Raw genomic sequence first — 25,908 nt, forward strand, 5'->3', positions numbered from 1 at the left:
CGCGATCTGGCGCGCGCCGGGCTCGATCCGCGCCTGCTCGAGCGGCGCATGATGCAGGAGCGCAACCGGCTGGCGCCTTTCGCGCGCGTGCTGCCCCAGCTCGACCCGCGCCTCCCGCTCGCGCGGGGCTATGCGCTGGTCAAGTCGGTCGACGGGGCGGCGCTGACCTCGCGCGCGAAGGCAGCCCGATACGCCGCGCTGAGGCTCGAATTTGCCGATGGCGAACTGGCGGTCACCGTGGAGGAGGGGGCGGGCGTGCCCTCGCTTGCGCCTTCTCCGGCCGGAAGCGAGCCCGCCCCGGCCCCGCGTCGGGCCGCGCGACCGAAAGCGGACGAGCCGCGGCGATCAAAGGCGGACGAGCCGCAGCGATCAAAGGCGGAGGAGCCGCGACAGGGCGATTTGTTTTGAGGCCGGGGCTCTGCTAGTCTCGGCGCCATGCTGATGTCTTCTGCCAACCGCCCCGCCAAGCTGGCCTATGGCCCCAACGGTTTTCGCATGCTGGCCCCGGGCAATTTCGTCAATTGCGCGGTCTCGGGCGAGCCGATTGCGCTCGAAGAGCTGCGCTACTGGAGCGCGGAACGGCAGGAGCCTTACGCCACGGCGGAGATCGCCACGCGCCGTCTGCTCTCGAACGACTGAGCGAACGGAGCTTGCCACGATGAACCGGTTGGTTTCGAAAGTCCGGGCGCTGCGCGCTGCGGGCGGTTTGGCCGCGTGCGCGCTGGGTGTTCTTGCTGTCGGGGCGTCTTTTGTCGGAGGGCCGCGGGTCGAGGCGGCCAGTGCCGCGCCGCTCGGCCATCCGGGGAAGCTCACCTATTCGGGTGAGGATACCCAGGGCGGGTGGATTCGCGGTGTCGCGCCCAAGGGCACGGTGTCGCTTACGCTCGACGGGGAAGCGGTCGGCATCGATCCGCAGACCGGGGCCTGGTTCGCCGCCTTCGACCGCGACGCCAAGCCGAGCGAGGCGCTGGTTGCGCGCATGGCCGATGGCACGACGATCGAGCAGAGCGTCGCGATTGCCCCGCGCGACTGGCATATCGAGCGCATCAACCTGCCGATGCACAAGGGCGGACCGAGCGCGGCGTTCATGAAGATCCGCCAGCCCGAGCTTGACCAGATCCACGCCGCGCGCGCGCTGGCCACCGATGCGCAAGGCTGGAAGCAGCGCTTCATCTGGCCGGTCAAGGGGCGCATATCGGGCCAGTTCGGCTCGCAGCGCTTTTACCAGGGCATTCCTGGCGCCTACCACACCGGCATCGACATCGCGCCGGGACGCAGCGGCGATCCGATCGTCGCGCCCGCCGACGGGGTGGTGATCCTGGCGGCCGAACAGCCTTTCTCGCTCGAAGGGCATCTCCTGATGATCGACCACGGCAACGGTCTCAACAGCGCGTTCCTGCACTGTTCGCAGCTTAAGGTGCATGTCGGCGATCATGTAAAGCAGGGCCAGGTGGTGGCCAATGTCGGGATGAGCGGCCGCGCTACGGGGCCGCACCTGCACTGGTCGCTGATGTGGAAGGACGCGCGGGTCGATCCGATCCTGTTCACCGGCCCGATGAACTGAGCGCAGCGCCCGGTCAGCCGGAAAAACGCTCGCCTTTCGTGGCTTGCGCTTTGATAGAGGATGGCTACACAGCGATTGTGCGCCGCACCATCGCCTTGCTGGTCCTGATCGCCGGACTCCTCGTGCCGATCTGGGTGCGTTCGCCCAAGATCCGGCTTGGGCCATGGCAGCGGCTGACCGTCACGCATCAACCGATCCCCGATCGCGAGCGCCTGGCGCGTTACCTCAAACCCTTCCGGCTCGAGCAGGCGCTGCGTTTCGAAGGCAGTCAGGCCGGCGGCTATTCCTCGCTCATCGCGTTCGATTCGCGCCACTTCCTGACCGTCAGCGACAACGGGCGGTGGTTGCGTTTCGATTTCGCCCGCCCTGGACGGGTGGGGTATACCTTCGGCAATGTGGCGTTTGCGCAGGCGGCCCACGACAAGGAGTCGCGCGACGTTGAATCCTCGGTACTCGACCGCGTGCATGGCGGCCTCTGGCTGGGGCTGGAAGGGCAGAACGCGATCGTGCGGACCGATCTTTCGCTGGTCGAACAGCGGCGCGTGCAGCCGGCCGCGATGCACCACTGGGGGGAGAACACCGGACCCGAAGCCATGGCCCATCTGGCCGACGGGCGGTTCATCGTGGTGCGCGAGACCGCGCTGGCGGGGACCGGCAACCGGCGCCACGAAGGTGTGCTGTTCGCCTCGGGCGATCCGACCCGTGATCCGCGCAGCCAGCCCTTCGTGTTCGATGGGCCGCGCAATTTCTCGGTGGTCGACATGGCGCAGATGCCCGATGGGCGTGTGCTGGTCCTGATGCGCCGCCTGGCCTGGATCGCACCGCTGCGTTTTGCCGGGCGTATCGTGATCGCCGATCCGTCGCAGATTCGCGAAGGCAAGGTGTGGGCTTCGCAGCAAGTGGCGGTACTCGCCTCGGACATGCCGATCGACAATTTCGAGGGTATTGCCGTCAGTCCTGGTGCACACGGGCGGCTCGACGTCTGGCTGATCTCGGACGACAATTTCCTGCGTGTCGTGCAAAAGACGCTGCTGTGGAAGCTCTCGGTCGATCCGGCCGAACTGCCCTGGCCCGGTCGAAGCGGCGCCGCTTCGGTCCGCTGACGGGCAGCGCGGGCCGCAGCCGCGCGTGGACCACTCCACGTGAACGACAGGCACGACAAAAGGCGCGCAAAATCAATTGCACGCCCTTGCGTCTAGCCGGCATTATGGGTTCTCGCCGAAAGAGGGCGAGTTCCTCAAACGAAGGCCGATGGCTCGCGCCGAGCCTGTTCCCTTGCGGGATTCAGCCGTGCCCCTGTGGCTACTGGTGTGGCGACAGCGCGCCGGGCACGGACCGAACATCACCCCTTGCGGGGTGAGGACATCAGGCGGCGGCCTGAAGCTTCTTGAGCTCGCGCTTCACCTTGACGGCGCGCGGGCTGAGCTTGTCGTCCTTGGTCTTCAGCAGCCAGTTGTCGAGGCCGCCGTTGTGCTCGACCGAACGCAGGCCGTGCGTCGAGACGCGGAACTTGAAGCTGCGGTCCAGAGCTTCCGACATCAGCGTGACGTTCTGGAGGTTGGGCAGGAAGACGCGCTTGGTCTTGTTGTTGGCGTGGCTGACGTTGCAGCCGACCTGACGGCCCTTGCCGGTCAGTTCGCAGATGCGGGACATGTCTACTCTCGCTCGAAAAAAACAGTTGCCGTTTAGACGGGAAGGCGCGCCCATACTGATTCCCTGTGCAAAGGTCAAGTTGCACGGGGGCAAATCGCGCGCTAGCGCTGGGGCATGACCCGCTGGCCGCTTCCTCAAACTATGGCTCTGGCGCTGGCGCAAGCCCGCGAAGCCGCCGATTCGGGCGAAGTGCCGATCGGTGCGGTGGTGGTCAAGGACGGCGTGGTCATCGCAACCGGCCGCAACGCCCCGCGCCGCCATCACGACCCCACCAGCCACGCCGAAATCGAGGCGATTCGCGAGGCCGCGCGAATCCTCAAGGACGAACGCCTGACCGGATGCGAGCTGTGGGTGACGCTGGAGCCCTGCGCGATGTGCGCGGGCGCGATCGCCCACGCGCGGATCGCACGGCTCTATTACGCGGCGAGCGACCCCAAGGGCGGCGCGGTCGAACACGGCGCGCGGGTGTTCGATCACCCGCAGTGCCTGCATCGCCCCGAGGTCTATTCCGGAATCGGCGAGGCCGAAGCCGCGCAGCTCCTGCGCGACTTCTTTCGCGAACGGCGCTGAGCGAGCGTCGCGCAGGCGCGGTCCGATTCAGCCTCCCATCAGGCCGTGGCGGATCGGGTTTCCTCGATCCAGCCGCCGCCGACCACGCGTTCCCCGCTGTAGAGCACGCAGGCCTGCCCTGGCGCGACGCCGTATTCGGGCTCGGCGAAACGGATGACCGTCTCGGCGCCATCGCCCAGCGGCCCTTCCAGTGTGACCGGCACCGGCTTGGCGAGCGAGCGAACCTTGGCGGTGAGCGGCGCGCCTGTGGGCAGCGGGCCGATGCGGTTGGTTTCTCCGATCCGTGCGGCGCCCACCGCGAGCAGGCGGCGCGGGCCGACCAGGACCTGGCGGCCCGGCGCATCGATTCCGGTGACGTAGAGCGGTTCGGGCTGGCCGCCGATCTCGAGCCCGCGGCGCTGGCCCACGGTGTAGTGGATCACGCCGCGATGTTCGCCGAGCACCGCGCCGGTCTCGGCGTGGACGATCGCGCCCGGCGCCTCGCCCTCGGGGCGCACGCTGCGCACGATCTTGGCGTAGTCGCCATCGGGGACGAAGCAGATGTCCTGGCTGTCGGGCTTGTCGGCCACGCGCAGCCCGGCCGCTTCGGCGAGGCGGCGGGTCTCGGTCTTGGGCAGGCCGCCGAGCGGGAAGCGCAGGAAATCGAGCTGGGCCTCGGTTGTGCCGTAAAGGAAATAGCTCTGGTCGCGTGCGGGATCGGCGGCACGGTGCAGTTCGGAGCCGGCCGTCCCCTCGACCCGGCGCACGTAGTGGCCGGTGGCGAGGCAATCGGCGCCAAGGTCGCGCGCCATCTGCAACAGGTCGGTGAACTTGGGCCCCATGTTGCAGCGGATGCACGGGATCGGGGTGCGCCCGGCCAGATAGTCGTTGGCGAAACGCTCGACCACGTCCTCGCGGAACGCGCTCTCGTGGTCGAAGACGTAATGCGCGATGCCCAGCCGATCGGCCACCGCGCGCGCGTCACGGATGTCGTCGCCCGCGCAGCACGCGCCCTTGCGGCCGGTCGCCGCGCCATAGTCGTAGAGCTGGAGCGTGATGCCGATGGTCTCGGCTCCGGTCGCGGCGGCAAGCGCGGCGACGACCGAGGAATCGACCCCGCCCGACATGGCGACGACGATGCGCCGCGCCGAAAGCGGGGCGGGCAGCTGAAACAGTTCGGCGACGTCGAGACCGTCAAGCAGCGACGACGCGGGTACGGCGGTGCCGGTGAGGGCGCAACCGGTCGGGTTGGAATCGGGGGACATGGGAGGGCTCATACAGCGCCTTGCCGCCGATTCCTACCCGATCGGCGTAAGGCATGCCCGGTGGGCCCCGGTGGGCGTCGTCCCTGGCGGTTCGGGCGCGGCGGGGTTAACGCTTCGTTGACCACGATGTGGCAAGGCTTGGTGCATGACCTGTGTCCTTTCCCCGATCCCGGTGGCGCGCGCGCCGAGGGTGATGCGCTCCGCGCCCCGCGGGAGCGTCATGCCCGCCGCACGCGTGGCTCGGTTCGCCGCTGCCCGATTGCTGCGGCCCGGTCGCCTGGAAGCCTGGGGTATGGCGTGTCAAAATATTGAAAAGTTTTGCATTTCGGAACCGGAAAAAGGGCTGAAGCGACCCGTGGAATATCCTTATCAGGTTTCGTCAATTTCCATTAACCTTACTGGTTCAAGCAATCGCAAGTCAGCGCGGACCAAAATTGGGTCACCGTCGGCACCAGCAAAACCGGCGGGCGAGGGCTAAGATGATCGAAAACCAGAAAATCCGACCCGCGCAGGTAATCGGGCCACTGGGTGAGCCGTTGACGTTGGAGTCACTGCCGCCGGCCAATACCACGCGCTGGGTCGTGCGCCGCAAGGCCGAAGTCGTGGCCGCCGTCAATGGCGGCCTGCTGACGATCGACGAAGTATGCGAGCGCTACCAGCTCACGCTGGAAGAATTTGCGTCCTGGCAGCGCGCCGTGGACCGTTCGGGAATGCAGGGTCTGCGTGTGACGCGCATTCAACACTACCGGGATCTCTACGAGCGTCAGCAGAAGTACTGATTCCTCTCCCGGCTATCCCCGGAACGCCTGAAAAGCGGCGGCAGATCCCCCGGTCTGCCGCCGCTTTCGCGTTTGTAAGCGCCGCGAGGCAGTGAAGTCGTTGGTCGATCCCGGTAGCACGCGAAGCGAGAGCGCGTTGCTAGTCCTGGGGGCACCGTATATGGAAGTTGCCGGGATTGTAGGTCGTGATCCGGGCCGCATGGGTACTCCTGGGTACTGTGTGGATGCGACAGGGGCTTCGGCAATTGGTGCCGGTGACTTGCGACCATTGCGGTGACAGAATGAATTACACGAACAAGTTGGACAGGGCCCAGGACGCGGATGCAGCCGATGTGGCGGCTATCGCGGGCGATGCGCCCGTGGGGGTCTCGATGCGCGTGGTGTGGGGCGCGGTCGCCGCGACGTTCATCGTGATGATCGCGATCTGGTTCTACCTTCACGCCGGGCAGGGCGCCCAGGAGAGCGAGAAGGACGCCGCGCAAGTGCCCGTGGTGACCTTCGTCAAGCCTGGCCGGAGCAGCGTCGAAGGCACCGTGATGGCCACCGGCACGCTCGCCGCGCGCCGCGCGATGCCGGTCGGCTCGGTCGGCGAAGGGGGCGAAGTGCGCCGCGTGCTGGTCGAACCGGGCGACTGGGTGAAGGCCGGGCAGGTGCTCGCGGTGGTCGACAATTCGGTGCAGATCCAGCAGCAGGCGAGCCAGGCCGGACAAGTTCAGGCCGCACAGGCCAACGCCCGTCTGGCGCAGGCCAACCTCGATCGCGCGCTGCAGCTGGTCGATCGCGGGTTCATTTCCAAGGCCGACATCGACCAGCTCACCGCGACGCGCGATTCCGCGCTCGCCCAGGTCGAGATCGCGCGCGCCACGCTGCGCCAGCTCAAGGCGCAGGCCGCCCGGCTCAACATCGTCGCTCCGGCGGCGGGGCTCGTGCTCCAGCGCAGTGTCGAGGCCGGGCAGGTCGTCGGCGGCGGCTCGAGCGTGCTCTTCCGTATCGCCAAGGACGGCGAGATGGAGCTGCTCGCCAACCTCAGCGAGGATGATCTGGCGCGGGTGACGGTGGGCGCCGAGGCGCAGGTGACGCCGGTCGGCTCCAACGAATCGTTTACCGGGCACATCTGGCAGATCGCGCCGGTGATCGACCAGACCTCGCGCCAGGGCACCGCGCGCATCGCGCTCGCGTTCAACCCGGCGCTGCGTCCGGGCGGCTTTGCCAGCGCGACGCTCGACAGCGGCATGGTGGTGGCTCCGATGCTTCCCGAATCCGCGATCCAGAACGACGACAAGGGCAGCTACGTCTACGTCATCGACAAGAACAACCGCGTCCAGCGCCAGCCGGTCAAGACCGGGCTGGTCACCGCCAAGGGCATCGTCATCACCCAGGGGCTGAGCGGCAACGAGCGCGTCGTGCTGCGCGCGGGCGGCTTCCTCAATCCCAACGATCCGGTCAAGCCCAAGCGGGTCGACGACGGTCAGGCCTGAGCGGGACACACGCTGCCATGAGCTTCCGCAACATCTCGGCCTGGTCGATCCGCAATCCGATCATCCCGATCGTCTTCTTCATCGGGCTGATCGTGGCCGGTCTGGTCTCGTTCAACCGCATGAACGTCAACAACATGCCCGACGTCGATTTTCCGGGCGTGCTGGTGCGCATCAGCCAGCCGGGTGCGGCGCCGACCGAGATCGAGACCCAGATCACCCAGATCGTCGAGGGTGCGGTGCGCTCGATCAACGGGGTCGAGCAGATCGAATCCTCGGCCTCGGAAGGCAGTTCGACAACCTTCGTGCGCTTTGCCATCGGCACCGACGCCGACGTTGCGACCAACCAGGTCAAGAACGCGGTCGATCAGGTGCGCGGCCAGTTACCCGACGGCATTCTCGAACCCCAGATTTCCAAGGTCGAGGCGGGCGGCAGCGGGGAGCTGGCGGTCTTTGCGGTCAGCGCGGACGACATGACGATCGAACAGCTCAGCTGGTTCATCGACGATACCGTGTCGAAGAACCTGCTTTCGGTCGAGGGTCTGGCGTCGGTCGAACGCAACGGCGGCGTCGATCGCGAGATCCGCGTGGTGGTCGATCCTGACCGGATGATGGCGCTGGGCGCCACCGCGCGCGACGTCAACACCGTGCTGCGCCAGGTCAACACCGATGCCGCGGGCGGTTCGGCCGAAATCGCCGGATCGCGCCAGTCGGTGCGCGTGCTGGGCAACGCGGACAGCGCCTATGACTTGTCCAAGACCCGCATCAACCTGGGCAACGGGCGCCAGATCAAGCTGTCGGACATCGCGCATGTCTATGATGGCTATTCGGAGCGCACGCGCATCGCCAAGCTGCACGGGCGCGAGGTCGTCACCTTCAGCTTCTCGCGCGCGATCGGGGCTTCGGACGTCGCGGTTTACGACGCGGCGATGAAGAAGCTCGACGCGATTCGCAAGGCCAACCCCGAGATCCACTTCACCCAGCTCTATTCGCAGGTCACCTATACCCGCGACCAGTACAAGAGCTCGATGGAGATGCTGGTCGAAGGCGCGGTGCTGGCGATCGTGATCGTTTATCTGTTCCTGCGCGACTGGCGCGCGACCTTCATCGCCGCGATCGCGATCCCGCTTTCGGCGATCCCGACCTTCTGGTTCATGGATCTGATGGGCTTCACGCTCAACTTCCTCTCGCTCCTCGCACTCAGTCTGGTGGCAGGCGTGCTGGTCGATGACGCGATCGTCGAGATCGAGAACATCGTGCGCCATATGCGCATGGGTAAATCGGCCTACCAGGCCTCGATCGACGCGGCCGACGAGATTGGCCTGGCGGTCGTCGCGACGACCTTCTCGATCGTCGCGGTGTTCTTCCCGGTGGGCATGATGCCGGGCATTTCGGGCCAGTTCTTCAAGGCGTTCGGCCTGACGGTGGTCGTCGCGGTGCTGATCAGCCTGGCCGTCGCGCGCATGATCACGCCGATGGTCGCGGCCTATTTCCTCAAGTCGCACGGCCACGCCGAACATGGCGGCGGGCGGGTCATGGACCTTTACATGAAGCTGCTGGCCTGGACGCTCGACAGCCGCGAGGCGCTGCGCCGCAAGGCCCTGCTGGTGCGCCCGGCGCGTGGCTGGCCGCTGGCGATCCCGGCGGGCATCGTCTCGGTGCTCCTGCTGCTGGTCGTGCTGGTAGGCGCGCTGGCGGGGGCCATGGCGCTCTACATGGGCATCGAACCTGTCCTCAAGAAAGCCGGGCTGGGCGATGTAGCGATCGTGCCCGCCGCGGTCATCGCGCCTTTCGCGGTGCCGGTCCTGGTCTATGCGCTGGGCAAGGCGTTCCGCTTCGTGTTCGGCGCGCTGGGCCGGTTCGGCACCTGGTATCGCTACATCAGCGACCGTATCGCGGCGCGCATGCGCGACCACCGCTTCTACGCGTTCTGTGCCGGGCTTTACGCGCTCGTCGTGACCATCGCGCTGCTCGCCGGGCTGCCCCAGCAGTTCCAGCCGCCGACCAACGAGGACACCAGCCGCGTCAACATCGAGATGGTGCCCGGCACCACGCTCGAGCAGACCGAAGCCGTGGCCGACCGGGCAACCGCCATCCTGGAAAAGCAGCCCGAAGTCGAAATGGTCATGGAAGCCTCGCGCGAGGCCAAGGCGACGCTCTACGTCACGCTCAAGCCCGCCGCCGAGCGCAAGGCGACGAGCATCGAGTTCGAGCGCCGGCTGGCCCCGCAGCTCCAGACGATCGCCGACGCGCGGATCAGCTTTGCCACCCAGTCGGGCGGCTTTGGCAGCGGGCGCGACATTTCGGTGATGCTCTCGGGCAGCGATTCCAAGCTGCTCAACGAAACCGCGCAGACGCTGGCCGAGCAGATGCGCACCATTCCCGGCATCGTCGCGCCGCGCATCGCGGCCGACCTGCAGCGCCCCGAACTGGTCATCGTGCCCCGGCTCGACCTCGCCGCGCAGCTTGGTGTGACGACCAGCGCGCTGAGCCAGACGATCCGTATCGCGACGCTGGGCGAGATCGACCAGAACGCGGCCAAGTTCTCGCTCTCGGACCGTCAGGTGCCGATCCGCGTGGTGCTCGCGCGGACCTCGCGCCGGGACTTCTCGACGATCGAGAACCTGCCGGTGACGACCAATTCGGGCGGCACCGTGCCGCTCAAGCGGGTGGCCGAAATCCGCTTCGGCGCCGGACCGACCGAGATCGAACGCTATAACCAGGCGCGCCGCGTGTTCGTCGGCGCCGATCTCGGCCCCGGTCAGGTCAAGGGTCCGATCATGGAGAAGATCCAGAACCTGCCGATCATGAAGGACCTGCCGCTCGGTGTTTCGAACGCCCCCGTCGGCGAGGACCAGTGGCAGGCCGAGATGATCCAGAACTTCATCATCGCGGTGATCAGCGGGATTTTCCTCGTCTTCGCGGTGCTGGTGCTGCTCTACAAGCGGTTCGTCTCGCCGCTGGTCAACATGGCCTCGCTGCTGCTCGCCCCGCTCGGTGGCCTGCTCGCGCTGGCCTTCGTCGGCCAGCCGATCTCGATGCCGGTCTACATCGGCATCCTCATGCTGCTGGGCATCGTCGCCAAGAACTCGATCCTGCTGATCGATTTCGCGATCGAGGAAATGCACAAGGGGGTCGAGAAGGTCACCGCAATCATGGACGCCGGGCACAAGCGCGCGCAGCCGATCGTGATGACCACCGTGGCGATGACCGCGGGCATGGTGCCCACCGCGCTTTCGATCTCGGGCGACGGGGCGTTCCGCGCGCCGATGGGGCTGGTGGTGATCGGCGGGCTCGTGCTTTCGACGATGCTGACACTGGTAATTGTCCCCGCAGCCTTTAGCCTGGCCGATGGTTTCGAAAAGCGGATCGGGCCCAAGCTGCGCAAATCGCTGCTGACGTTCGAGCCGCACCACGCGCAGGAGGCAAGCGTCCCCCGGATGGGAGGCGGCGCGCTTCCCGCGGAATAAGGGCCCGGCGTGGCCCGGCGAGAGTGAGGGAAGGCGCGCATTGCCGCACGACACGGTGACGAGGACCAGCAAGCCCCAGGCCACTGCGGGTGCGCCCGTATCGATCGATCGGGCGCGGCGCATGCGGCTGTTCGCCACCGGCCTGCTGGTGACGATGGCCGTCGCGTTCCTCATACTGCACCACCTGCACACGCTCTTTCCCGCCTGGGCGACACCGCTGGGCTACGCGATCGCCTTTACCGAGGCGGCGATGGTCGGCGGGCTGGCCGACTGGTTCGCGGTGACCGCGCTGTTTCGCCGCCCGCTCGGCCTGCCGATACCGCACACCGCGATCATCCCTGTTAACAAGGACCGTATCGCGGATTCGATGGCGCGGTTCCTGCGCGACAATTTCCTCACCCCGCAGGTCGTCGCGCGGCGGCTCAAGGGGTTCAACCTTGCCGCGAGCGCGGGCGCGTTCCTGTCCGATCCGCGGCGCGGTGACCAGTCGCGCATGCGCGCGGGCGCGGCAAATCTCGTGGCCGATGCGCTCGAATCGCTCGATCCCGAGCAGCTGGGCGGCATGGTCAAGACCGGGCTCAGCCGCCAGCTGGCGAAGATCAACGCCGCCCCGCTGCTTGGCCAGATGCTCGAGAACGCGATCGCCGACCAGCGCCACTTGCCCGTGCTCGAGGCGCTGCTGCGCAAGATCGGCGAGGTGATCGAGGCCAACGAGCCGATGATCCGCGAGATGATCCACGCGCGCGCCAACGCGATCATGCGCTGGACCGGGCTCGACGAGCGGCTCGCCAGTGGTGTGCTCGACGGCGCCTATCGCCTGCTGGCCGAAATCATCGTCCAGCCCGACCATCCCTTGCGCGGCAAGGTCGACGAGGCGCTCACCGGGCTCGCGCGCGATTTGCGCACCGATCCCGAGGTGCAGGCGCGGGTCGAGCGGATCAAGGCCGAGCTGCTCGCCAATCCGGCGGTGGGGGCGTGGATCGATGCCATGTGGGAACGCTGGCGCGCCGCGATGCTCACCGCCATGCGCGATCCCCAGGCCGCCATGGCGGGATCGCTCGGCGCGACCTTGACGCAGAGCGTCGCGCAGCTGGGGGCGGCGCTGGGCGAAAACCCGCGTCTCCAGCTCATGGTCAACCGCTTTGCCCGCCGCACGCTGGTGGGGGTGTCCTCGCGCTATGGCGGGGAGATCGTGCGGCTGGTCTCCGAAACCGTGCGGCGCTGGGACGCCAAGACCGTATCCGACCGGATCGAGGGCGCCGTCGGGCGCGACTTGCAGTTCATCCGCATCAACGGCACGCTGGTGGGCGGCCTGTTCGGCCTTGCCATTCACACCGTGGAGCGCTTGCTTTGACCCCCTTCCTGACGAGCGAGCGTTTCGAGCTGTGGCGTCCGCAGGCCTCGGACCTGCCCGACCTCGTGCGCCTGCTCGAGCATCCCGAGATGACCCGGTTCCTCGGCCCGGCCAGCGCCGATGCCAAATCGCAGTTCGACCGGCTGATGCGCAACGCGGGCAGCTGGATGCTCCACGGCTATGGCATCTTCTACCTGCGTGAGCATGGCGGGGCTGAAATCCTCGCCTCGTGCGGGGTGTTTCATTCCTGGCGCGGCTTCGGCAAGGGGATGGACGATACCGCCGAGGCGGGCTGGATCGTGCGGCAGGACTGGTGGGGCAAGGGCGTTGCGCGCGAAGCGGTGGGCACGGCTCTGGCCTGGTTCGATGCGACCCACGCTCCCCGCCCGGTGCGCTGCATGATCGAGGAGGGCAACACCGCCTCCGAACGGGTTGCCGCCGCGCTCGGCTTCGTGCGTTACGACAGCCACACCGAGGAGGACGGCGCGCGCACCGTCCTCCATCTCTACGAACGCGCGAGCGCGCTCAGTTGAGCGTGAAGATCGTGGTCAGCGTCCAGTAGCTGGTCACGGGCGTCCCGTCGGCCTGCGTGGCGGGCTGGAAGGCGAATTTCGAGAGCGTCTTGCAGACCTGATCGTCAAAGGCCTTGTCGTTCTGTGAGAGCGGCACGCGGCAGCCGATCGGCTGGCCCTGCGCGTCCACGGTGACCACCGCGTTGACGCGGCCCTGCTTGCCCATTTGGGCGGCGCCCAGCGGGTAGACGGCCTGCATCGCGCGGACCAGCTTCTCCCGGTCGATCGGATGGGCGCGGGAAACCACTTTGGCCTGTACCGCCGGATCGATGCCCCACTTGGTGAGCAGGCTGGTCGAGCATTCGCGCAGCGCCGCCAGCGGCTTGGTGAGCGGGCCGGTGTCCAGCTGGAACGCGCGCGCGCCCAGCTTGATCGCAAGGCCGGTCACGTCGCTTGCCACCGGGATGACGCTGTCGGCAGTGTCCGGGGTGTTGTCTTCACGGGCCTCGCTCTGGAGCCGGCTGGCAAGCGCGATCGCCTCGCGCAGGTCGTTGGCGATTCTGACCGAGAACAGGATCGTGCGTTCGCCGCTGTCCATCCGGCCGAGCTGGGCGTGCGCCTGCGATTCCGGGCCGGGCAGGAAGGCAAGCGCGATCGTGCCCTTGGACGGGTCGAAGCTGACCTGTCGGCCGATGAGCTGAACCTGATAGCCGGATTCGGGCGTGAAGGTCAGGAAGCGCAGCGTGAGCAGGTCCTTGTCCTTGCCGTAAGTCTGCTGGAGCAGGCAGAAATTGTCACCCCAGTGGACGTGCCAGGGGGAGCTGGGAGGCAGTTCGTGGATCTTGGGTGCGGCCTGTACGGTTGTCGGAAGTACCAGCAGTAGAGCAAGCAGCCCGCGCACTATGGCCGCCGCGATAGTCGATCGTGTCATGTGTGTCCCCTGTAATGCCACGAAGAATATCACGGTATTACAACGCGCAATATGAAAAATGACCAACTATCGAAGCAAATGGGCCAGCGCGTGCACGCAAAAGGCCCCGGAGATGGCGATCCCCGGGGCCTTGCGATGGTTTTCAGGACGGTGCGGGTCGCGCGCCGTCCGGGGACCGGCGGTTCAGAGCTTGCCGGTCAGTTCCGGCACGGCATCGAACAGATCGGCGACGAGGCCGATGTCGGCGACCTGGAAGATCGGCGCGTCCTCGTCCTTGTTGATGGCGATGATGGTCTTGGAGTCCTTCATGCCCGCCAGGTGCTGGATCGCGCCGGAGATGCCGACCGCGATGTAGACTTCGGGGGCCACGATCTTGCCGGTCTGGCCGACCTGGTAGTCGTTGGGCACGTAGCCCGCGTCCACCGCGGCGCGGCTGGCGCCGACCGCGGCACCGAGCTTGTCGGCAAGCGGCAGGATGGTCGCCTCGAAGGTTTCCGCATCCTTGAGCGCGCGGCCGCCCGAGACGATGACCTTGGCACTGGTCAGTTCGGGGCGTTCCGAAGTGGCGATTTCGGCGCCCACGAAGCTGGAGAGGCCCGCATCGCCCGCGCCCGCGACGGCTTCGAGTGATGCCGAACCGCCGGTGGCCTCGGCCTTGTCGAAGGCGGTGGTGCGCACGGTGATGACCAGCTTGGCGTCGCTCGATTCGACGGTGGCGATCGCGTTGCCCGCGTAGATCGGGCGGGTGAAGGTCTTTTCGCCCTCGACCGAGAGGATGTCGGAGACCTGCATCACGTCGAGCAGCGCGGCGACGCGCGGCGCGACGTTCTTGCCCGTGGTCGTCGCGGGAGCGAGGAACGCGTCGTGATCGGCCATGAGACCGACGATCAGCGGCGCGACGTTTTCGGCCAGGGCATGGGCGTAGGCGGCATCGTCGGCGAGGTGCACTTTGGCAACACCGGCGATCTGCGCCGCGGCCTCGGCGACGGCGGCGCAGCCCGCGCCCGCGACGAGGAGGTGGACGTCACCCAGCTTGGCAGCCGCGGTGACGGTGTGGAGCGTGGCGTCCTTGACGGCCGCGTTGTCGTGTTCGACCCAAACAAGCGTCTTCATGTCAGAATCCTTTACCCGGATAGCGCGTGAGCTTGCGCTCAGGCGACACCCAGTTCCTTGAGCTTGGCAACGAGCGCATCCACGCTCTCGACCTTGATCCCGGCGCTGCGCACGGGCGGTTCGGCGACCGTGAGCGTCTTGAGACGCGGCGCGATGTCGACCCCGTAGTCGGCCGGGCTCTTGGTATCGAGCGGCTTCTTCTTGGCCTTGATGATGTTGGGCAGCGAGGCGTAGCGCGGCTCGTTGAGACGAAGGTCGGTGGTGACGATCGCGGGCAGGGCCAGCTTGACCGTCTCGAGACCGCCATCGACTTCGCGGGTGACGGCAACGGCGTCCCCTTCGATCACGACCTTGCTGGCGAACGTGCCCTGGGGGCGGCCGAGCAGCGCGGCGAGCATCTGGCCGGTCTGGTTCGAATCGTCGTCGATCGCCTGCTTGCCCAGGATCACGAGACCGGGGTTCTCTTCGGCGACGATGGCTTTCAGGATCTTGGCCACGGCGAGCGGCTCGACCTCTTCGTCGGTCTGCACCAGGATCGCGCGATCGGCGCCCATGGCCATCGCGGTGCGCAGCGTGTCGGCGGCCTTGGCCGGCCCGACCGAAACCGCGACGACTTCCTCGGCGCTGCCCGCTTCCTTGATCTTGAGCGCTTCCTCGACGGCGATCTCGTCGAACGGGTTCATGCTCATCTTGACGTTGGCCAGGTCCACGCCCGTACCGTCCGCCTTGACCCGCGGCTTAACGTTGTAGTCGATCACCCGCTTCACGGGGACGAGGATTTTCATGAGAATGGGTCCTCTCAAAACTCAGCAGCCTGGTATTTAGCCAAGCGATTAAATTGCGCGGGAACTGCCATCGCGTCCCGCACGCGCGGCGTCAACCCCCGCAATTGTTCCCGCGCCGCAAGCTGGGCTTTAGGTGGCGGGGGAGGGCGCCGTCCGGGCGCAACGCACGGGGTCTGCGCCCGGCTCCCGAAGGGAAACCGGGGGCGCAAACGAAATGGCGCGCGAAGGGCTGTCCCTTCGCGCGCCATTTGGAACGGGCGCGATCGGGGCGTGCCGCCCCGATCGCGCCCGTTCCACATGGCGCGCGAAGGGCTGTCCCGTCGCGCGCCATTTGGAACGGGCGCGAACGGGGCGTGCCGCCCCGATCGCGCAAACCGGTTCGGTGCGATCAGGCCGCCGCGACTTCCGCGACGATCTTCTTGGCCGCATCGCCCAGGTCGTTGGCGGGGACGATCGGCAGGCCCGAGTTGGCCAGGATGTCCTTGCCCTGCTGGACGTTGGTGCCTTCGAGGCGAACCACGAGCGGCACGCCCAGGTTCACTTCCTTGGCCGCCGCCACGATGCCCTCGGCAATGACGTCGCACTTCATGATGCCGCCGAAGATGTTCACGAGGATGCCCTTCACGTTGGGGTCCTTGAGAATGATCTTGAACGCCGCGGTCACCTTCTCGGTGGTGGCGCCGCCGCCCACGTCGAGGAAGTTGGCGGGGAACGAGCCGTTGAGCTTGATGATGTCCATGGTCGCCATGGCCAGGCCCGCGCCGTTCACCATGCAGCCGATGTCGCCATCGAGCTTGATGTAGGCCAGGTCATACTTCGAGGCTTCGATCTCGGCCGGGTCTTCCTCGGTCTCGTCGCGCAGCGCGAAGACGTCGGGGTGGCGATAGAGCGCGTTCGAATCGAAGCTCATCTTGGTGTCGAGGACGAGCAGCTGGCCGTCCTTGCTTTCGACCAGCGGGTTGATCTCGAGCATGTCGCAGTCGAGGTCCATGAAGGCCTCGTAGATCTGCTTGGCGATCTTCTGCGCCTGCTTGTTGAGATCGCCGGACAGCTTGAGGCCGAACGCCACCGCGCGGCCGTGGTGGGGCTGGAAGCCTTCCGCCGGGTCGATGGTGATGGTGGTGATCTTCTCGGGAGTCGAATGGGCGACTTCCTCGATGTCCATGCCACCCTCGGTCGAGGCGATCATCGCGACGCGGCCCGAAGCGCGGTCGACGAGCATCGAGAAGTAGTATTCCTTGGCGATGTCGACGCCGTCGGTCACGTAGAGGCGGTTGACCTGCTTGCCAGCGTCACCCGTCTGGATCGTGACGAGCGTGTTGCCGAGCATTTCCTTTGCGAAAGCCTCAACTTCCTCGATCGACTTGGCGAGACGGACACCGCCCTTGGCGTCGGGGCCGAGTTCCTTGAACTTGCCCTTGCCGCGGCCGCCGGCGTGGATCTGCGCCTTCACGACGTAGAGCGGCCCGGGCAGCTGCTTGGCCGCAGCGACGGCCTCTTCGACGGTGAGCGCGGCGATGCCGGCGGGAATTCCCACGCCGTACTTCGCAAGCAGTTCCTTGGCCTGATATTCGTGAATGTTCATCGGTCAGTCGCTTTCTGCTGGAGTTTCCTCGAGGGAGGCGCGAATGGTGATTTTTGCAACGCCGCCTAAGCATATCCCTGCGCGCTTGAAAAGGCCTCAGAGGCTCTGCATGACGTCTGAAATCGACAACTCGACCCCTTCGGACACAGATTTTGAAACTCTTTTGGACTAATGCGAAGCATTATCAAAAATATCCTGCCGATGGCGCTCTCCGCCGCCCGGCAGGCGGTTCGAATCCGGCGACGGATCGCCTTGCACGCAGCGGTGCCGGGCATCGGGTGAACGGGGGGGCGGCATGATCGATCGGGACCGACTCGAGGCGATCGTGCGTGAGGCCGGGCGCATCGCGCTGGCCGAATGGCCCGGTGACGGGCACGCGTTGGCGCATTGGGAAAAGGTGCCGGGAAGTCCGGTGAGCGCGGCCGATCTGGCGGTCGATGCCTATCTCAAGCGCGAACTGGCCGCGCTTCTTCCGGCGGCGGGGTGGCTGAGCGAGGAGACCGTCGACAATCCGCGCCGCTGCGCGCGCGATCTGGTCTGGCTGGTCGATCCGATCGACGGCACGCGCGACTATATCGGCGGGCGCACCGGCTGGGCGGTCTCGGTGGCGCTGGTGAACACGCACCGGCCGCTGCTGGGCTATCTCTTCGCCCCGGCGCGCCGCCGCGCGCAAGGGGGCGAGATGTGGGTGGCCGAACTGGGGCGCGGAGCGACCCGAAACGGGGAGCGTCTTGTCGCCAGCCAGCGGCCCCGGTTGGCCGGTGCGCGGGTTCCCACGCGCTGGCTGGCCGACGAAGATGCGGACCTCACGATGATCGAGCAGCCCAATTCGATCGCGCTGCGCATGGCTATGGTGGCGGCGGACGAGGCGGACCTTCTGGCGACGCTGCGCTGGGGGTTCGAATGGGACATCGCGGCGGCCGGGCTGATCGCGCACGAGGCCGGGGCGGCGGTGACCGATGCCTTCGGCAAGCCGCTCAACTACAACAAGATCGATCCGCGCGCGTTCGGCGTGCTGTGCTGTTCGAGCGCGATGCACGCCGAAGCGGTGGCCCGCCTGGCCGAGCGCGCGCGGCGCCACTGCGCCTGATACCAAGGGGCGATGCGCCTGACCTGCCGCGCCTTGGTGTAAGGTCGGTAAACGGCGTTCCGATCAGGGGCGGCTGGCCGATCAGGGGCGGTTGGCCGATCAGGGGCGGGTAGCCCATGCAGCGGCTGCTGCGGCATGGGCTACTGCCGATGAACTTTGCCGATCGAACTTCCCCGCCCGGCGATCAGGCCTCTGCTGGGGCATCCGTCCGGGCGATGGTGGCCGGGCCTTCGGTAGGGGTGTCGGACGGCGCGCTGCGTGCGGCGCGCCACAAGTCGCGCATCGCGCGAAGGCCCGCGACGTCTCCGCTGGTAACCGTGCCCGCTTCGACCGGTGAGGGCGAGCGCGGGGCAAGCTGTGGGAAGCCCGAGCGGCCCGCGCCATCGGCTGGCGCGGCATGGCCGCGCGCGACCGACAGCAGTGTCGCCTTCATTTCCTCCGAACTGCATGGCCAGGGCAGATAAGCGCCCGCGCCCTTGAGCAAGGCGGCCGAGCGGCGCTCCGGGCTGGCTTCGGCGGAAAAGGCCACGAAGGGCAGGTCCTTGTGGTGCATGCGCATCAGCCGGCACAGCGACTCGACGCCGCCACCAGCATCCTCGATCAGCAGCACGGCGTTCTTGGGCCAGCATTGCGTCAGTTCGGAATAATGTTCGAGGGGAATCACATAAGATGCCATGTTGGTCAGGGCATGGGCGATGCCTGCACGCCGATGGATGTCGCTATCAATGAGAATTACTTCAGTGCGTTCCACGTTTACCTCCACTCATATCTCTCACTTGTGTCGCACTGTCAAAGATCACCATGGATAGATTTCATAAATACTGCTGTGTACAGATAATGAAATGCTCTGAAGGCCTAGGGATAAGTTCTATAAGTATAGATACTTAGCTGATTGATTCGTGGTGTTACTGTGGGGACTTGGGAAAGGGGGCGGTCTTGAGCCGGGTGCAACTGTCCGGCGATGTGTAAACGGCGGAAAAGTCCAAAACATGCAAATTATGCAAACATGGTCGCTGTTTCGTCATTTGCGCGCAACCCGCCTGCAGCCTAGATCGAACGGGCCTTTCAGGCATCCTCTCCCAAATGAACTAAAACGGCCGGTCCCTTGGACCGGCCATTTTTTTTGCCTGTTGCGCATGAGGGGGGGCGAGAAGGGCGCTCATGGCATCCGCCAACCGCCGTTTCGGGCGCGCACGAAAAAGGGCGCCCGACATCCACCGAGCGCCCTGGTTCGTTGCCGCGCGGCGGGGTTACTTCGCGCGCTGGGCTTCCTCGGTGGTGACCGGGGTGATCTTGATCTCGACGCGGCGGTTGAGCGCGCGGCCTTCGGGGGTGGTGTTGTCGGCGACGGGGTAGTTCTCGCCCATGCCCTGGGTCTGGATGCGCGCCGAGGCGACACCGCGGCTGGTGAGGTAGCGCGCGACCGAGTCCGCGCGGCGCTTCGAAAGATCCATGTTGTACGCGGCCGATCCGGTCGAATCGGTGTGGCCGTACACGTCGACGAGGCTGTTGGGGTACTGCACCATCGATTGCGCGACCTTGTCGAGCGAGGCCTGGAACGAGGGGCTGATCGCGGTCGAATCGACCGCGAACGTCACGTCGGGCAGGTTGACGAGGATGCCGTCGCCTTCCTGGGTCACGTCGATGCCCGAGCCCGCAGTCTGTTCCTTGAGTTCCTTGATCTGCTTGTCCATCTGGTAGCCGACCACGCCGCCCGCCACGCCGCCGATGCCCGCGCCCACGATGCGCGCGGTGCGCCCGCCGATCACGCTGCCCAGCAGATAGCCCAGGCCCGCCCCGCCCACGCCGCCGATCGCGGTGCGCGAAACCTTCTTCTCGCCGGTGTTGGGATCGGTCACGCAGGCCGAAAGAGTTACGAGCGAGAGTGCTGCCGCTGCACCCACGATCACACGCGATGTCTTCATGATAATGCCCTTCCTATCTCCGCAAGCATTCGTCCAGACTGTGCTTTTGTACGCATTAACGCTGTATGTCTGTTCGCCTCGAACGATTGCGGCCGGGCAATGTTCCCTTTGGCGGCGGGCGTGTTTCGATAAAGGTTCGGGCCGTTTTTGTCGGCGGATTGCGCCGCGATGCAACCAAGTGCTTCGCGAAGCGGTCGAACTCTGCTAGCGCACGGGCATTGTGACGCCTTTTCCCTGGACCGACCTTTTCGTCATCGTTGGGCTCATCCTGCTCAATGGATTGTTTGCCCTGTCCGAACTCGCGATCGTTTCGGCCCGGGTTGCCCGGCTGCAAGTGAGCGCCGACAAGGGCAACAAGGCGGCGCGTACCGCGATCGCGCTGACGCAGGATCCGGGCAAGTTCCTGTCCACCGTGCAGATCGGCATCACGCTCATCGGTATCGTCGCGGGCGCCTATTCGGGCGCGAGCCTGGGCGGGCCGGTGGGCGAGCGGCTGATCGCGCTGGGCTTACCGGCGCACTATGCCGATCAGGCCGGTTTCGCGCTGGTCATCATCGCCACGACTTACGCCAGCCTGGTGGTGGGCGAACTGGTGCCCAAGCAGCTGGCGCTGCGCGCGGCGGAGCCGGTGGCGATGGTCATGGCGTTGCCGATGGCCTGGATGGCGCGGATCATGGCGCCTTTCGTGTGGCTGCTCGACCGTTCCTCGGGCGTGATCCTGCGATTGTTCTCGATCCGCGGCGGCGGGCAGGAGCGGCTGACCTCCGAAGAGCTTCAGATGATCTTCGCCGAAGCCACCCGCTCGGGCGTGATCGAGGAGGAGGAGCGTGCGATGATGACCGGGGTCATGCGCCTTGCCGAACGGCCCGTGCGCGAGCTGATGACCCCGCGCAACCAGATGGACTGGATCGAGGTCGATGCGGACGCGGCGACGCTGCGCGCCAAGATCGAAAGTTCACCGCATTCGCTGCTGCCCGTCGCCGGCGAGGACGAGCGCGACACCATCGTGGGCGTGCTCAAGGTGCGCGACGCGCTCGCCGCGATGCTGGCGGGCGAGACGGTGAGCATCGCGGCGATGATGCGCAAGGCCGAGGTCATTCCCGACCAGCTCGACGCGATGGACGCGCTGCGCAAGCTGCAGACCGCCGAAGTGGCGATGGCTTTCGTCCATGACGAGTACGGCCATCTCGAAGGCCTGGTTACCCCCTCCGACGTGCTCGAGGCGCTGGCAGGCAATTTCGTGAGCCATCAGGACGAGGGCGACGAGCCGATGGTGGTCGAGCGCGAGGACGGCTCGATGCTGGTCTCGGGCGCGATGCCCGCCGATGCGCTGGCCGACCGGCTGGCGATTACGCTGCCCGACGACCGCGAATTCGCGACTGCCGCCGGTTTCGTGCTGGCGGTGCTCAAGAAGGTCCCGCGCGAGGGCGAGCACTTCACCGAGCAGGGCTGGCGCTTCGAGGTGATCGACATGGATGGCCTCAAGATCGACAAGATCCTGGTCGAGCGCGAGGCGGGCGAAACGAGCGGCGACGGCGTGGTCGGCGAAGCCTAGAGGTTCGATTCTGACATTTGAGACCCTATCGGATAGGGCGCGCTCAAATGTCAGAATTTCTGCGAACCGTTAGACTGCGTGGACAAATTTGAGGGTGATCGGAACGACTGAATCGGGTGGAGAGCGGCCGCGCGGGAGCGTAAAAGAAAAGGGAAGATGTCCCGGGGGATGATCCCCCGGACCCTCGAAATGTCGATGTTTGGGCACGCCCCATCCGTCCGGAACGATTGGCGCCGCAGGCTCTAGAATGTCTCCCGACGAACCCGAGCGCAACGTTTAGGTGAAGCGCACCGCCTCCAGTCGGGGTGCAGGGGGCAATGGCCCCCTGCTTCAACCCCTTCCTTCTTCGTCTGCCATGGGGCGAGACCGGACGGATGAATTTGTCGACGCCACCTAGCACTCATTTTTGATTCTAGCGAATTTTGAAGCGATTGCATTCGAACGACCGCTCCAGGCGGCAGACGAAAAGGGCCGGATGTGATCGTCACATCCGGCCCTTTTCGTCTGCCGTATTCGGATCAGGCGGCGATCAGTGTCCGCCGATCGCGATCTGCGCGTCGCGGCCGTCGCCTTCGGGGGCGGCGAGGATCGCGCGGGTCACTTCGCCCTTGGCGACGGTGTAGGTCTTGGGATCGCCGACGTCCGAGCGGATGCCCGCATCGGCGGTGCCAGCCATCGCGATGGCCTTGGTTTCCACGTCGCTACGGGCCTGCGGGCCGCCGAACAGCGCGTCGAGCGTCTTCTGCTCCATGGCCCCGTCCGAGGGACGCGGCTGGCCCTGCTTGGGCGGCTGGAGCGCGAATTCGGGCGGAACGATCAGCGGCGACTGGCGCTGCACGGCGAATTCGTCGGGACGGTCACGGTTGAACAGGCCGACGCTGCCGCAAGCCGACAGCATGACCGCGCCGCTCGTGACAAGGATCAGGGCACCGGTTTTCTTAACGAACATCAAATCAACTCTCCGGAGCGGGGCTTGCTGTGGTTTCGGGCTTGTCGCGCGAAAGCAGGGAACGGGCAAGGATAATCAGGACGCCGAGCGTTATAGCCGCATCGGCGAGGTTGAAAACGAGGAAAGGCCGCCACTCACCAAAATGGAGATCGGCATAATCAACGACATAGCCGAAGTTTATGCGGTCACGGATGTTGCCGATCGCGCCGCCCAGGACGAACCCCAGTGCGGCGATTTCGAGCATCTTGCGCTCACGCAGCATCCACACGAAGACGAACAGCGCAATCGCCCCGGTCATCGCCACCAGTGCCAGGCGTCCCTCGGCCGAACCGGCGGTGAACATGCCCAGCGACACGCCGAAATTCTGCGTGAAGCGCAGCGCGAAGATCGGCACGATCTCCTTCACGTCGCCGACCCGGTCGAGTCCGAGCGGGCCGGTCACCCAGGCCTTCACGGCCTGGTCGATCAGGAACACCAGAGCAGCAACCAGCAGACCCAGCAGGCGTTTGCGGGTCAGGCTCACGCCGCGCTCTCCGCGGCGATCGCCTCGTCGCAGCGCGCGCACAGCGCGCCGTCTTCCGAAACCTCGGGCAAGTGGCGCCAGCAACGGCCGCACTTGTGGTGGTTGGTTTTGACGACGCTCACGCTCTCGCCTTGCCCGCGCGAAACTGTCGCGGTGATGAACAGCGCGGCGAGGTCCGCATCGCTGAAGCCTTCGGGCACCGCGTCTGCGGGCACGGTCACTTCGGCCTCGAGGCTCGAGCGCACGGTCTTTTCACGGCGCAGCGGCTCGATCGCCTCGGTCACCTTGACGCGCAGCGCGCGCAGCGCGTCCCAGCGCTGGGTGTCGGCCTCAACCTCGGGGACTTCGGGCCATTCGAGCAGATGCACGCTTCCTGCATCGGGGTAGCGCGCGCCCCACACTTCCTCGGCGGTGAACACGGTGACCGGCGCGGCGTAGCGCACCAGCGCGTGGAACAGCGTATCGAGCACGGTGCGGTAGGCGCGCCGGCTCGCGTCCGCCGGATCGTCGCAGTAGAGACGGTCCTTGCGGATGTCGAAGAAGAAGGCCGAGAGGTCCTCGTTGCAGAAGTCGAGCAGACGCCGCACGTAGGTGTTGAAGTCGAAGTCGGCGACGGCCTTCCTCATGTCCGCATCGAGCGCGCCGAGCAGCGCCAGCATGTAGCGTTCGAGTTCGGGCATCTGTTCGGGCGCCACGCGTTCGTCCTCGGAAAAGTCCGAAAGCGCGCCGAGCAGGTAGCGGAAGGTGTTGCGCAGGCGGCGGTACTGGTCGCCCACGCCCTTGAGGATTTCATCGCCGATGCGGTGATCCTCGGTGAAGTCGACCGAAAGCGCCCAGAGGCGGATGATGTCCGCGCCGTTGGTCTCCATGACCTTGAGCGGGCTGATCGTGTTGCCGAGCGACTTCGACATCTTGAGGCCCTTGGCGTCCATCGTGAAGCCGTGGGTCAGCACGGCCTTGTAGGGCGCCTGACCGCGCGTGGCGCAGGCTTCGAGCAGCGAGGACTGGAACCAGCCGCGATGCTGGTCCGAGCCTTCGAGGTAGAGGTCGGCGTGCGGGCCCTTGTAGCCTTCGGGGCGCAGCAGTTCGGGCCACTTGCCCGATTCGAGCACGAAGGCGTGGGTCGAACCCGAATCGAACCACACGTCGAGAATGTCGGTGATGCGCTCGTAATCCTCGGCGAGGTAGTCGTTGCCGAGGTATTCCTGCGCGCGTTCGTCCGACCAGGCATCGACGCCCTTTTCGCGGATCGCGGCGATGATGCGCGCGTTGACCGCTTCGTCGACGAGGTATTCGCCGCTCTTGCGATCGACGAACAGCGTGATCGGCACGCCCCAGGCGCGCTGGCGCGAGAGCACCCAGTCGGGACGGCCATGGACCATCGCACCGATGCGGTTGCGGCCCTTGGCGGGCACGAAACGGGTGTGGGCGAGCGCCATTTCGGCGGTTTCGCGCAGCGTCATGCCCTGCGGCATGCCCGACTTGGAGGCGGGCTTGTCCATCGGCACGAACCACTGCGGGGTGCAGCGGTAGATGACCTTGGCCTTCGAACGCCACGAGTGCGGGTAGGAGTGCGCGTAGTCGGCGCTTGCCGCGAGCAGGCCGCCAACCGCGGCAAGATCGGTGCAGATCGGGCCGTCGGGCGCGGTGAACTTGGGGTTGATGACCGATCCCTGGCCGCCCAGCCAGGGCCAGTCCTCGCGGTAGCGGCCATCGGCCTCGACCACGAATTTGGGGTTGATGCCGTGCGCCTTGCACAGCTCGAAGTCGTCCTCGCCGTGGTCGGGGGCCATGTGGACGAGGCCGGTGCCCGAGTCGGTGGTGACGAAATCGCCGGCCAGCATCGGGCGCAGTTCGGCGTAGAAGCCGCCCAGGTGATGCATCGGGTGGCGCACCTTGGTGCCTTCGAGCCCGGCGCCCTTCATGAAGAAGTGCAGGTCGTGCGTTTCATGGCCCAGGCGCTTGACGAAGGCATCGACGAGCGGTTCGGCGATCAGGTAGCGCCGGCCATCGGCCTCGATCAGGTGGTAGTCGATGTGCGGGCCGTAGGCGAGCGCCTGGTTGACCGGGATCGTCCAGGGCGTGGTGGTCCAGATCACCGCATAGGCACCGACAAGGTCGGGGTCCTGCGATTCGACGATCTCGAAGGCGACGTCGATCTGGGTCGAGACCACATCCTCGTACTCGACTTCGGCTTCGGCCAGCGCGGTCTTCTCGACCGGCGACCACATCACCGGCTTGGCGCCGCGGTAGAGCATGTCGCTCTGCGCGAACTTGAGCAGTTCGGTGACGATCGTCGCTTCGGCGTCGAAGTCCATCGTCAGGTAGGGCTTGTCCCAGTTGCCGCCAACGCCCAGGCGCTTCAACTGCTCGCGCTGGGTGTCGACCCAGTGGCGGGCGTAGGCGCGGCATTCGGCGCGGAATTCCTCAGCGGGAACTTCGTCCTTGTTCTTCTTGAGCTTGCGGTACTGTTCTTCGACCTTCCACTCGATCGGGAGGCCGTGGCAGTCCCAGCCCGGAACATAGGGCGCGTCCTTGCCCAGCAGCGTCTGCGTGCGCACCACCATGTCCTTGAGGATGTGGTTGAGCGCGTGGCCGATGTGCATGTCGCCGTTGGCGTAGGGCGGGCCATCGTGCAGGATGAACTTCTCGCGTCCTTCGCGCGCGGCGCGGATCTGGTCGTAAATTCGCTCGTCCTGCCAGCGTGCGAGAATGCCGGGCTCCTTCTGGGGGAGTCCTGCCTTCATGGGGAAGTCGGTCTTCGGAAGGAAGACGGTGTCCTTGTAATCGCGCTGTTCAGTCATGACCGGCCGCCACTAGAGCAAATGCGC

The 25,908-nt window shown here is 66.3% G+C and carries 23 protein-coding genes; 12 read left to right on the forward strand and 11 right to left on the reverse strand.

What is annotated here, in order from left to right; translation table 11 throughout:
• From MTR62_RS09055 to MTR62_RS09070, 4 genes are all read left to right on the forward strand, one after another.
• A partial coding sequence (locus MTR62_RS09055) for an exodeoxyribonuclease VII large subunit (protein ID WP_327194393.1) occupies positions 1–408 on the forward strand: 408 nt, incomplete at its 5' end.
• Positions 409–435: 27 nt separating this feature from the next.
• Positions 436–639 (forward strand): DUF2093 domain-containing protein, encoded by a 204-nt coding sequence (locus MTR62_RS09060; protein WP_244019431.1) that lies wholly within the window; start codon positions 436–438, stop codon positions 637–639.
• Positions 640–658: 19 nt separating this feature from the next.
• Positions 659–1,564: a M23 family metallopeptidase gene (locus MTR62_RS09065; RefSeq protein ID WP_244019433.1), complete on the forward strand. Its 906-nt coding sequence runs from the start codon at positions 659–661 to the stop codon at positions 1,562–1,564.
• Positions 1,565–1,641: 77 nt separating this feature from the next.
• Positions 1,642–2,667: an esterase-like activity of phytase family protein gene (locus MTR62_RS09070; RefSeq protein WP_244019435.1), complete on the forward strand. Its 1,026-nt coding sequence runs from the start codon at positions 1,642–1,644 to the stop codon at positions 2,665–2,667.
• Positions 2,668–2,929: 262 nt separating this feature from the next.
• On the opposite strand, the gene rpmB is transcribed toward MTR62_RS09070, so the two are convergent.
• Positions 2,930–3,217, reverse strand: coding sequence for a 50S ribosomal protein L28 (gene rpmB / locus MTR62_RS09075; RefSeq protein WP_244019437.1), 288 nt, complete (start codon positions 3,215–3,217; stop codon positions 2,930–2,932).
• A 114-nt stretch (positions 3,218–3,331) separates the two neighbouring features.
• Here rpmB and MTR62_RS09080 point away from each other — a divergent pair, with 114 nt between their 5' ends.
• Positions 3,332–3,787: a nucleoside deaminase gene (locus MTR62_RS09080; RefSeq protein ID WP_244019439.1), complete on the forward strand. Its 456-nt coding sequence runs from the start codon at positions 3,332–3,334 to the stop codon at positions 3,785–3,787.
• A gap of 38 nt (positions 3,788–3,825) precedes the next feature.
• On the opposite strand, the gene mnmA is transcribed toward MTR62_RS09080, so the two are convergent.
• Positions 3,826–5,031: a tRNA 2-thiouridine(34) synthase MnmA gene (gene mnmA, locus MTR62_RS09085; protein WP_244019449.1), complete on the reverse strand. Its 1,206-nt coding sequence runs from the start codon at positions 5,029–5,031 to the stop codon at positions 3,826–3,828.
• A gap of 479 nt (positions 5,032–5,510) precedes the next feature.
• On the opposite strand from mnmA, the gene sciP reads away from it, so the two are divergent.
• The 5 genes from sciP to MTR62_RS09110 all read left to right on the forward strand — a co-directional run bounded on the left by sciP (position 5,511) and on the right by MTR62_RS09110 (position 12,642).
• Positions 5,511–5,810 (forward strand): CtrA inhibitor SciP, encoded by a 300-nt coding sequence (sciP, locus tag MTR62_RS09090; RefSeq protein ID WP_039390007.1) that lies wholly within the window; start codon positions 5,511–5,513, stop codon positions 5,808–5,810.
• 281 nt (positions 5,811–6,091) lie between these two features.
• The gene (locus MTR62_RS09095) at positions 6,092–7,288 is read left to right on the forward strand and encodes an efflux RND transporter periplasmic adaptor subunit (RefSeq protein WP_244019458.1); all 1,197 of its coding nucleotides are present in this window, start codon (positions 6,092–6,094) and stop codon (positions 7,286–7,288) included.
• Between the two features lie 17 nt (positions 7,289–7,305).
• A complete protein-coding gene (locus MTR62_RS09100) occupies positions 7,306–10,755 on the forward strand; it encodes an efflux RND transporter permease subunit (RefSeq protein ID WP_244019460.1) in 3,450 nt (1,149 codons plus the stop codon).
• A 121-nt stretch (positions 10,756–10,876) separates the two neighbouring features.
• A complete protein-coding gene (locus tag MTR62_RS09105; protein ID WP_244019565.1) occupies positions 10,877–12,109 on the forward strand; it encodes a DUF445 domain-containing protein in 1,233 nt (410 codons plus the stop codon).
• Positions 12,106–12,642 (forward strand): GNAT family N-acetyltransferase, encoded by a 537-nt coding sequence (locus tag MTR62_RS09110; RefSeq protein ID WP_244019462.1) that lies wholly within the window; start codon positions 12,106–12,108, stop codon positions 12,640–12,642. Before MTR62_RS09105 ends, MTR62_RS09110 begins: the two co-directional genes overlap by 4 nt.
• Here the strand turns inward: MTR62_RS09110 and MTR62_RS09115 are convergent.
• From MTR62_RS09115 to sucC, 4 genes are all read right to left on the reverse strand, one after another.
• Positions 12,635–13,552 (reverse strand): energy transducer TonB, encoded by a 918-nt coding sequence (locus tag MTR62_RS09115; protein ID WP_244019465.1) that lies wholly within the window; start codon positions 13,550–13,552, stop codon positions 12,635–12,637. The two genes, MTR62_RS09110 and MTR62_RS09115, sit on opposite strands and share 8 nt — an antisense overlap.
• A 183-nt stretch (positions 13,553–13,735) precedes the next feature.
• The gene (locus MTR62_RS09120) at positions 13,736–14,665 is read right to left on the reverse strand and encodes an electron transfer flavoprotein subunit alpha/FixB family protein (protein ID WP_244019473.1); all 930 of its coding nucleotides are present in this window, start codon (positions 14,663–14,665) and stop codon (positions 13,736–13,738) included.
• Positions 14,666–14,703: 38 nt separating this feature from the next.
• The gene (locus tag MTR62_RS09125) at positions 14,704–15,450 is read right to left on the reverse strand and encodes an electron transfer flavoprotein subunit beta/FixA family protein (RefSeq protein WP_244019475.1); all 747 of its coding nucleotides are present in this window, start codon (positions 15,448–15,450) and stop codon (positions 14,704–14,706) included.
• A gap of 388 nt (positions 15,451–15,838) precedes the next feature.
• On the reverse strand, positions 15,839–17,035 hold the full coding sequence (sucC, locus tag MTR62_RS09130) for an ADP-forming succinate--CoA ligase subunit beta (RefSeq protein ID WP_244019477.1): 1,197 nt from the start codon (positions 17,033–17,035) through the stop codon (positions 15,839–15,841).
• A gap of 295 nt (positions 17,036–17,330) precedes the next feature.
• Here sucC and MTR62_RS09135 point away from each other — a divergent pair, with 295 nt between their 5' ends.
• Positions 17,331–18,125: a 3'(2'),5'-bisphosphate nucleotidase CysQ gene (locus MTR62_RS09135; RefSeq protein WP_244019479.1), complete on the forward strand. Its 795-nt coding sequence runs from the start codon at positions 17,331–17,333 to the stop codon at positions 18,123–18,125.
• 184 nt (positions 18,126–18,309) lie between these two features.
• On the opposite strand, the gene MTR62_RS09140 is transcribed toward MTR62_RS09135, so the two are convergent.
• A complete protein-coding gene (locus MTR62_RS09140; protein ID WP_244019481.1) occupies positions 18,310–18,789 on the reverse strand; it encodes a response regulator transcription factor in 480 nt (159 codons plus the stop codon).
• Positions 18,790–19,375: 586 nt separating this feature from the next.
• Positions 19,376–20,050, reverse strand: a complete 675-nt coding sequence (locus MTR62_RS09145) for an OmpA family protein (RefSeq protein WP_244019483.1) — start codon at positions 20,048–20,050, stop codon at positions 19,376–19,378.
• Between the two features lie 220 nt (positions 20,051–20,270).
• Between MTR62_RS09145 and MTR62_RS09150 the strand changes: the two genes are divergently transcribed.
• The gene (locus tag MTR62_RS09150) at positions 20,271–21,605 is read left to right on the forward strand and encodes a hemolysin family protein (RefSeq protein ID WP_244019484.1); all 1,335 of its coding nucleotides are present in this window, start codon (positions 20,271–20,273) and stop codon (positions 21,603–21,605) included.
• A 529-nt stretch (positions 21,606–22,134) separates the two neighbouring features.
• Here the strand turns inward: MTR62_RS09150 and MTR62_RS09155 are convergent.
• The 3 genes from MTR62_RS09155 to ileS are packed head-to-tail and all read right to left on the reverse strand — an operon-like array spanning position 22,135 to position 25,881.
• Complete coding sequence (locus MTR62_RS09155) at positions 22,135–22,554, reverse strand: DUF3035 domain-containing protein (protein WP_244019486.1); 420 nt, start codon at positions 22,552–22,554, stop codon at positions 22,135–22,137.
• Between the two features lie 4 nt (positions 22,555–22,558).
• Positions 22,559–23,077 carry a signal peptidase II gene (gene lspA, locus MTR62_RS09160; RefSeq protein ID WP_244019496.1) on the reverse strand — a complete coding sequence of 173 codons (519 nt, stop codon included), beginning with the start codon at positions 23,075–23,077 and terminating at the stop codon, positions 22,559–22,561.
• Complete coding sequence (gene ileS / locus MTR62_RS09165; RefSeq protein WP_244019507.1) at positions 23,074–25,881, reverse strand: isoleucine--tRNA ligase; 2,808 nt, start codon at positions 25,879–25,881, stop codon at positions 23,074–23,076. The genes lspA and ileS overlap by 4 nt, the downstream gene beginning before the upstream one ends.
• Positions 25,882–25,908 lie beyond the last annotated feature (27 nt).

The organism is Novosphingobium organovorum (assembly GCF_022832435.1).
GTDB classification, from domain to species: Bacteria; Pseudomonadota; Alphaproteobacteria; order Sphingomonadales; family Sphingomonadaceae; genus Novosphingobium; species Novosphingobium organovorum.

Coding starts and splice junctions, on each gene's coding strand:
- MTR62_RS09125 (WP_244019475.1), bottom strand. CDS start 15,450: ATGAAAATCCTCGTCCCCGTGAAGCGGGTGATCGACTACAACGTTAAG.
- MTR62_RS09105 (WP_244019565.1), top strand. CDS start 10,877: ATGCGGCTGTTCGCCACCGGCCTGCTGGTGACGATGGCCGTCGCGTTC.
- rpmB (WP_244019437.1), bottom strand. CDS start 3,217: ATGTCCCGCATCTGCGAACTGACCGGCAAGGGCCGTCAGGTCGGCTGC.
- MTR62_RS09135 (WP_244019479.1), top strand. CDS start 17,331: ATGATCGATCGGGACCGACTCGAGGCGATCGTGCGTGAGGCCGGGCGC.
- MTR62_RS09095 (WP_244019458.1), top strand. CDS start 6,092: ATGAATTACACGAACAAGTTGGACAGGGCCCAGGACGCGGATGCAGCC.
- MTR62_RS09120 (WP_244019473.1), bottom strand. CDS start 14,665: ATGAAGACGCTTGTTTGGGTCGAACACGACAACGCGGCCGTCAAGGAC.
- MTR62_RS09060 (WP_244019431.1), top strand. CDS start 436: ATGCTGATGTCTTCTGCCAACCGCCCCGCCAAGCTGGCCTATGGCCCC.
- MTR62_RS09065 (WP_244019433.1), top strand. CDS start 659: ATGAACCGGTTGGTTTCGAAAGTCCGGGCGCTGCGCGCTGCGGGCGGT.
- MTR62_RS09100 (WP_244019460.1), top strand. CDS start 7,306: ATGAGCTTCCGCAACATCTCGGCCTGGTCGATCCGCAATCCGATCATC.
- MTR62_RS09155 (WP_244019486.1), bottom strand. CDS start 22,554: ATGTTCGTTAAGAAAACCGGTGCCCTGATCCTTGTCACGAGCGGCGCG.
- ileS (WP_244019507.1), bottom strand. CDS start 25,881: ATGACTGAACAGCGCGATTACAAGGACACCGTCTTCCTTCCGAAGACC.
- MTR62_RS09145 (WP_244019483.1), bottom strand. CDS start 20,050: ATGAAGACATCGCGTGTGATCGTGGGTGCAGCGGCAGCACTCTCGCTC.
- sucC (WP_244019477.1), bottom strand. CDS start 17,035: ATGAACATTCACGAATATCAGGCCAAGGAACTGCTTGCGAAGTACGGC.
- sciP (WP_039390007.1), top strand. CDS start 5,511: ATGATCGAAAACCAGAAAATCCGACCCGCGCAGGTAATCGGGCCACTG.
- MTR62_RS09115 (WP_244019465.1), bottom strand. CDS start 13,552: ATGACACGATCGACTATCGCGGCGGCCATAGTGCGCGGGCTGCTTGCT.
- MTR62_RS09080 (WP_244019439.1), top strand. CDS start 3,332: ATGACCCGCTGGCCGCTTCCTCAAACTATGGCTCTGGCGCTGGCGCAA.
- mnmA (WP_244019449.1), bottom strand. CDS start 5,031: ATGTCCCCCGATTCCAACCCGACCGGTTGCGCCCTCACCGGCACCGCC.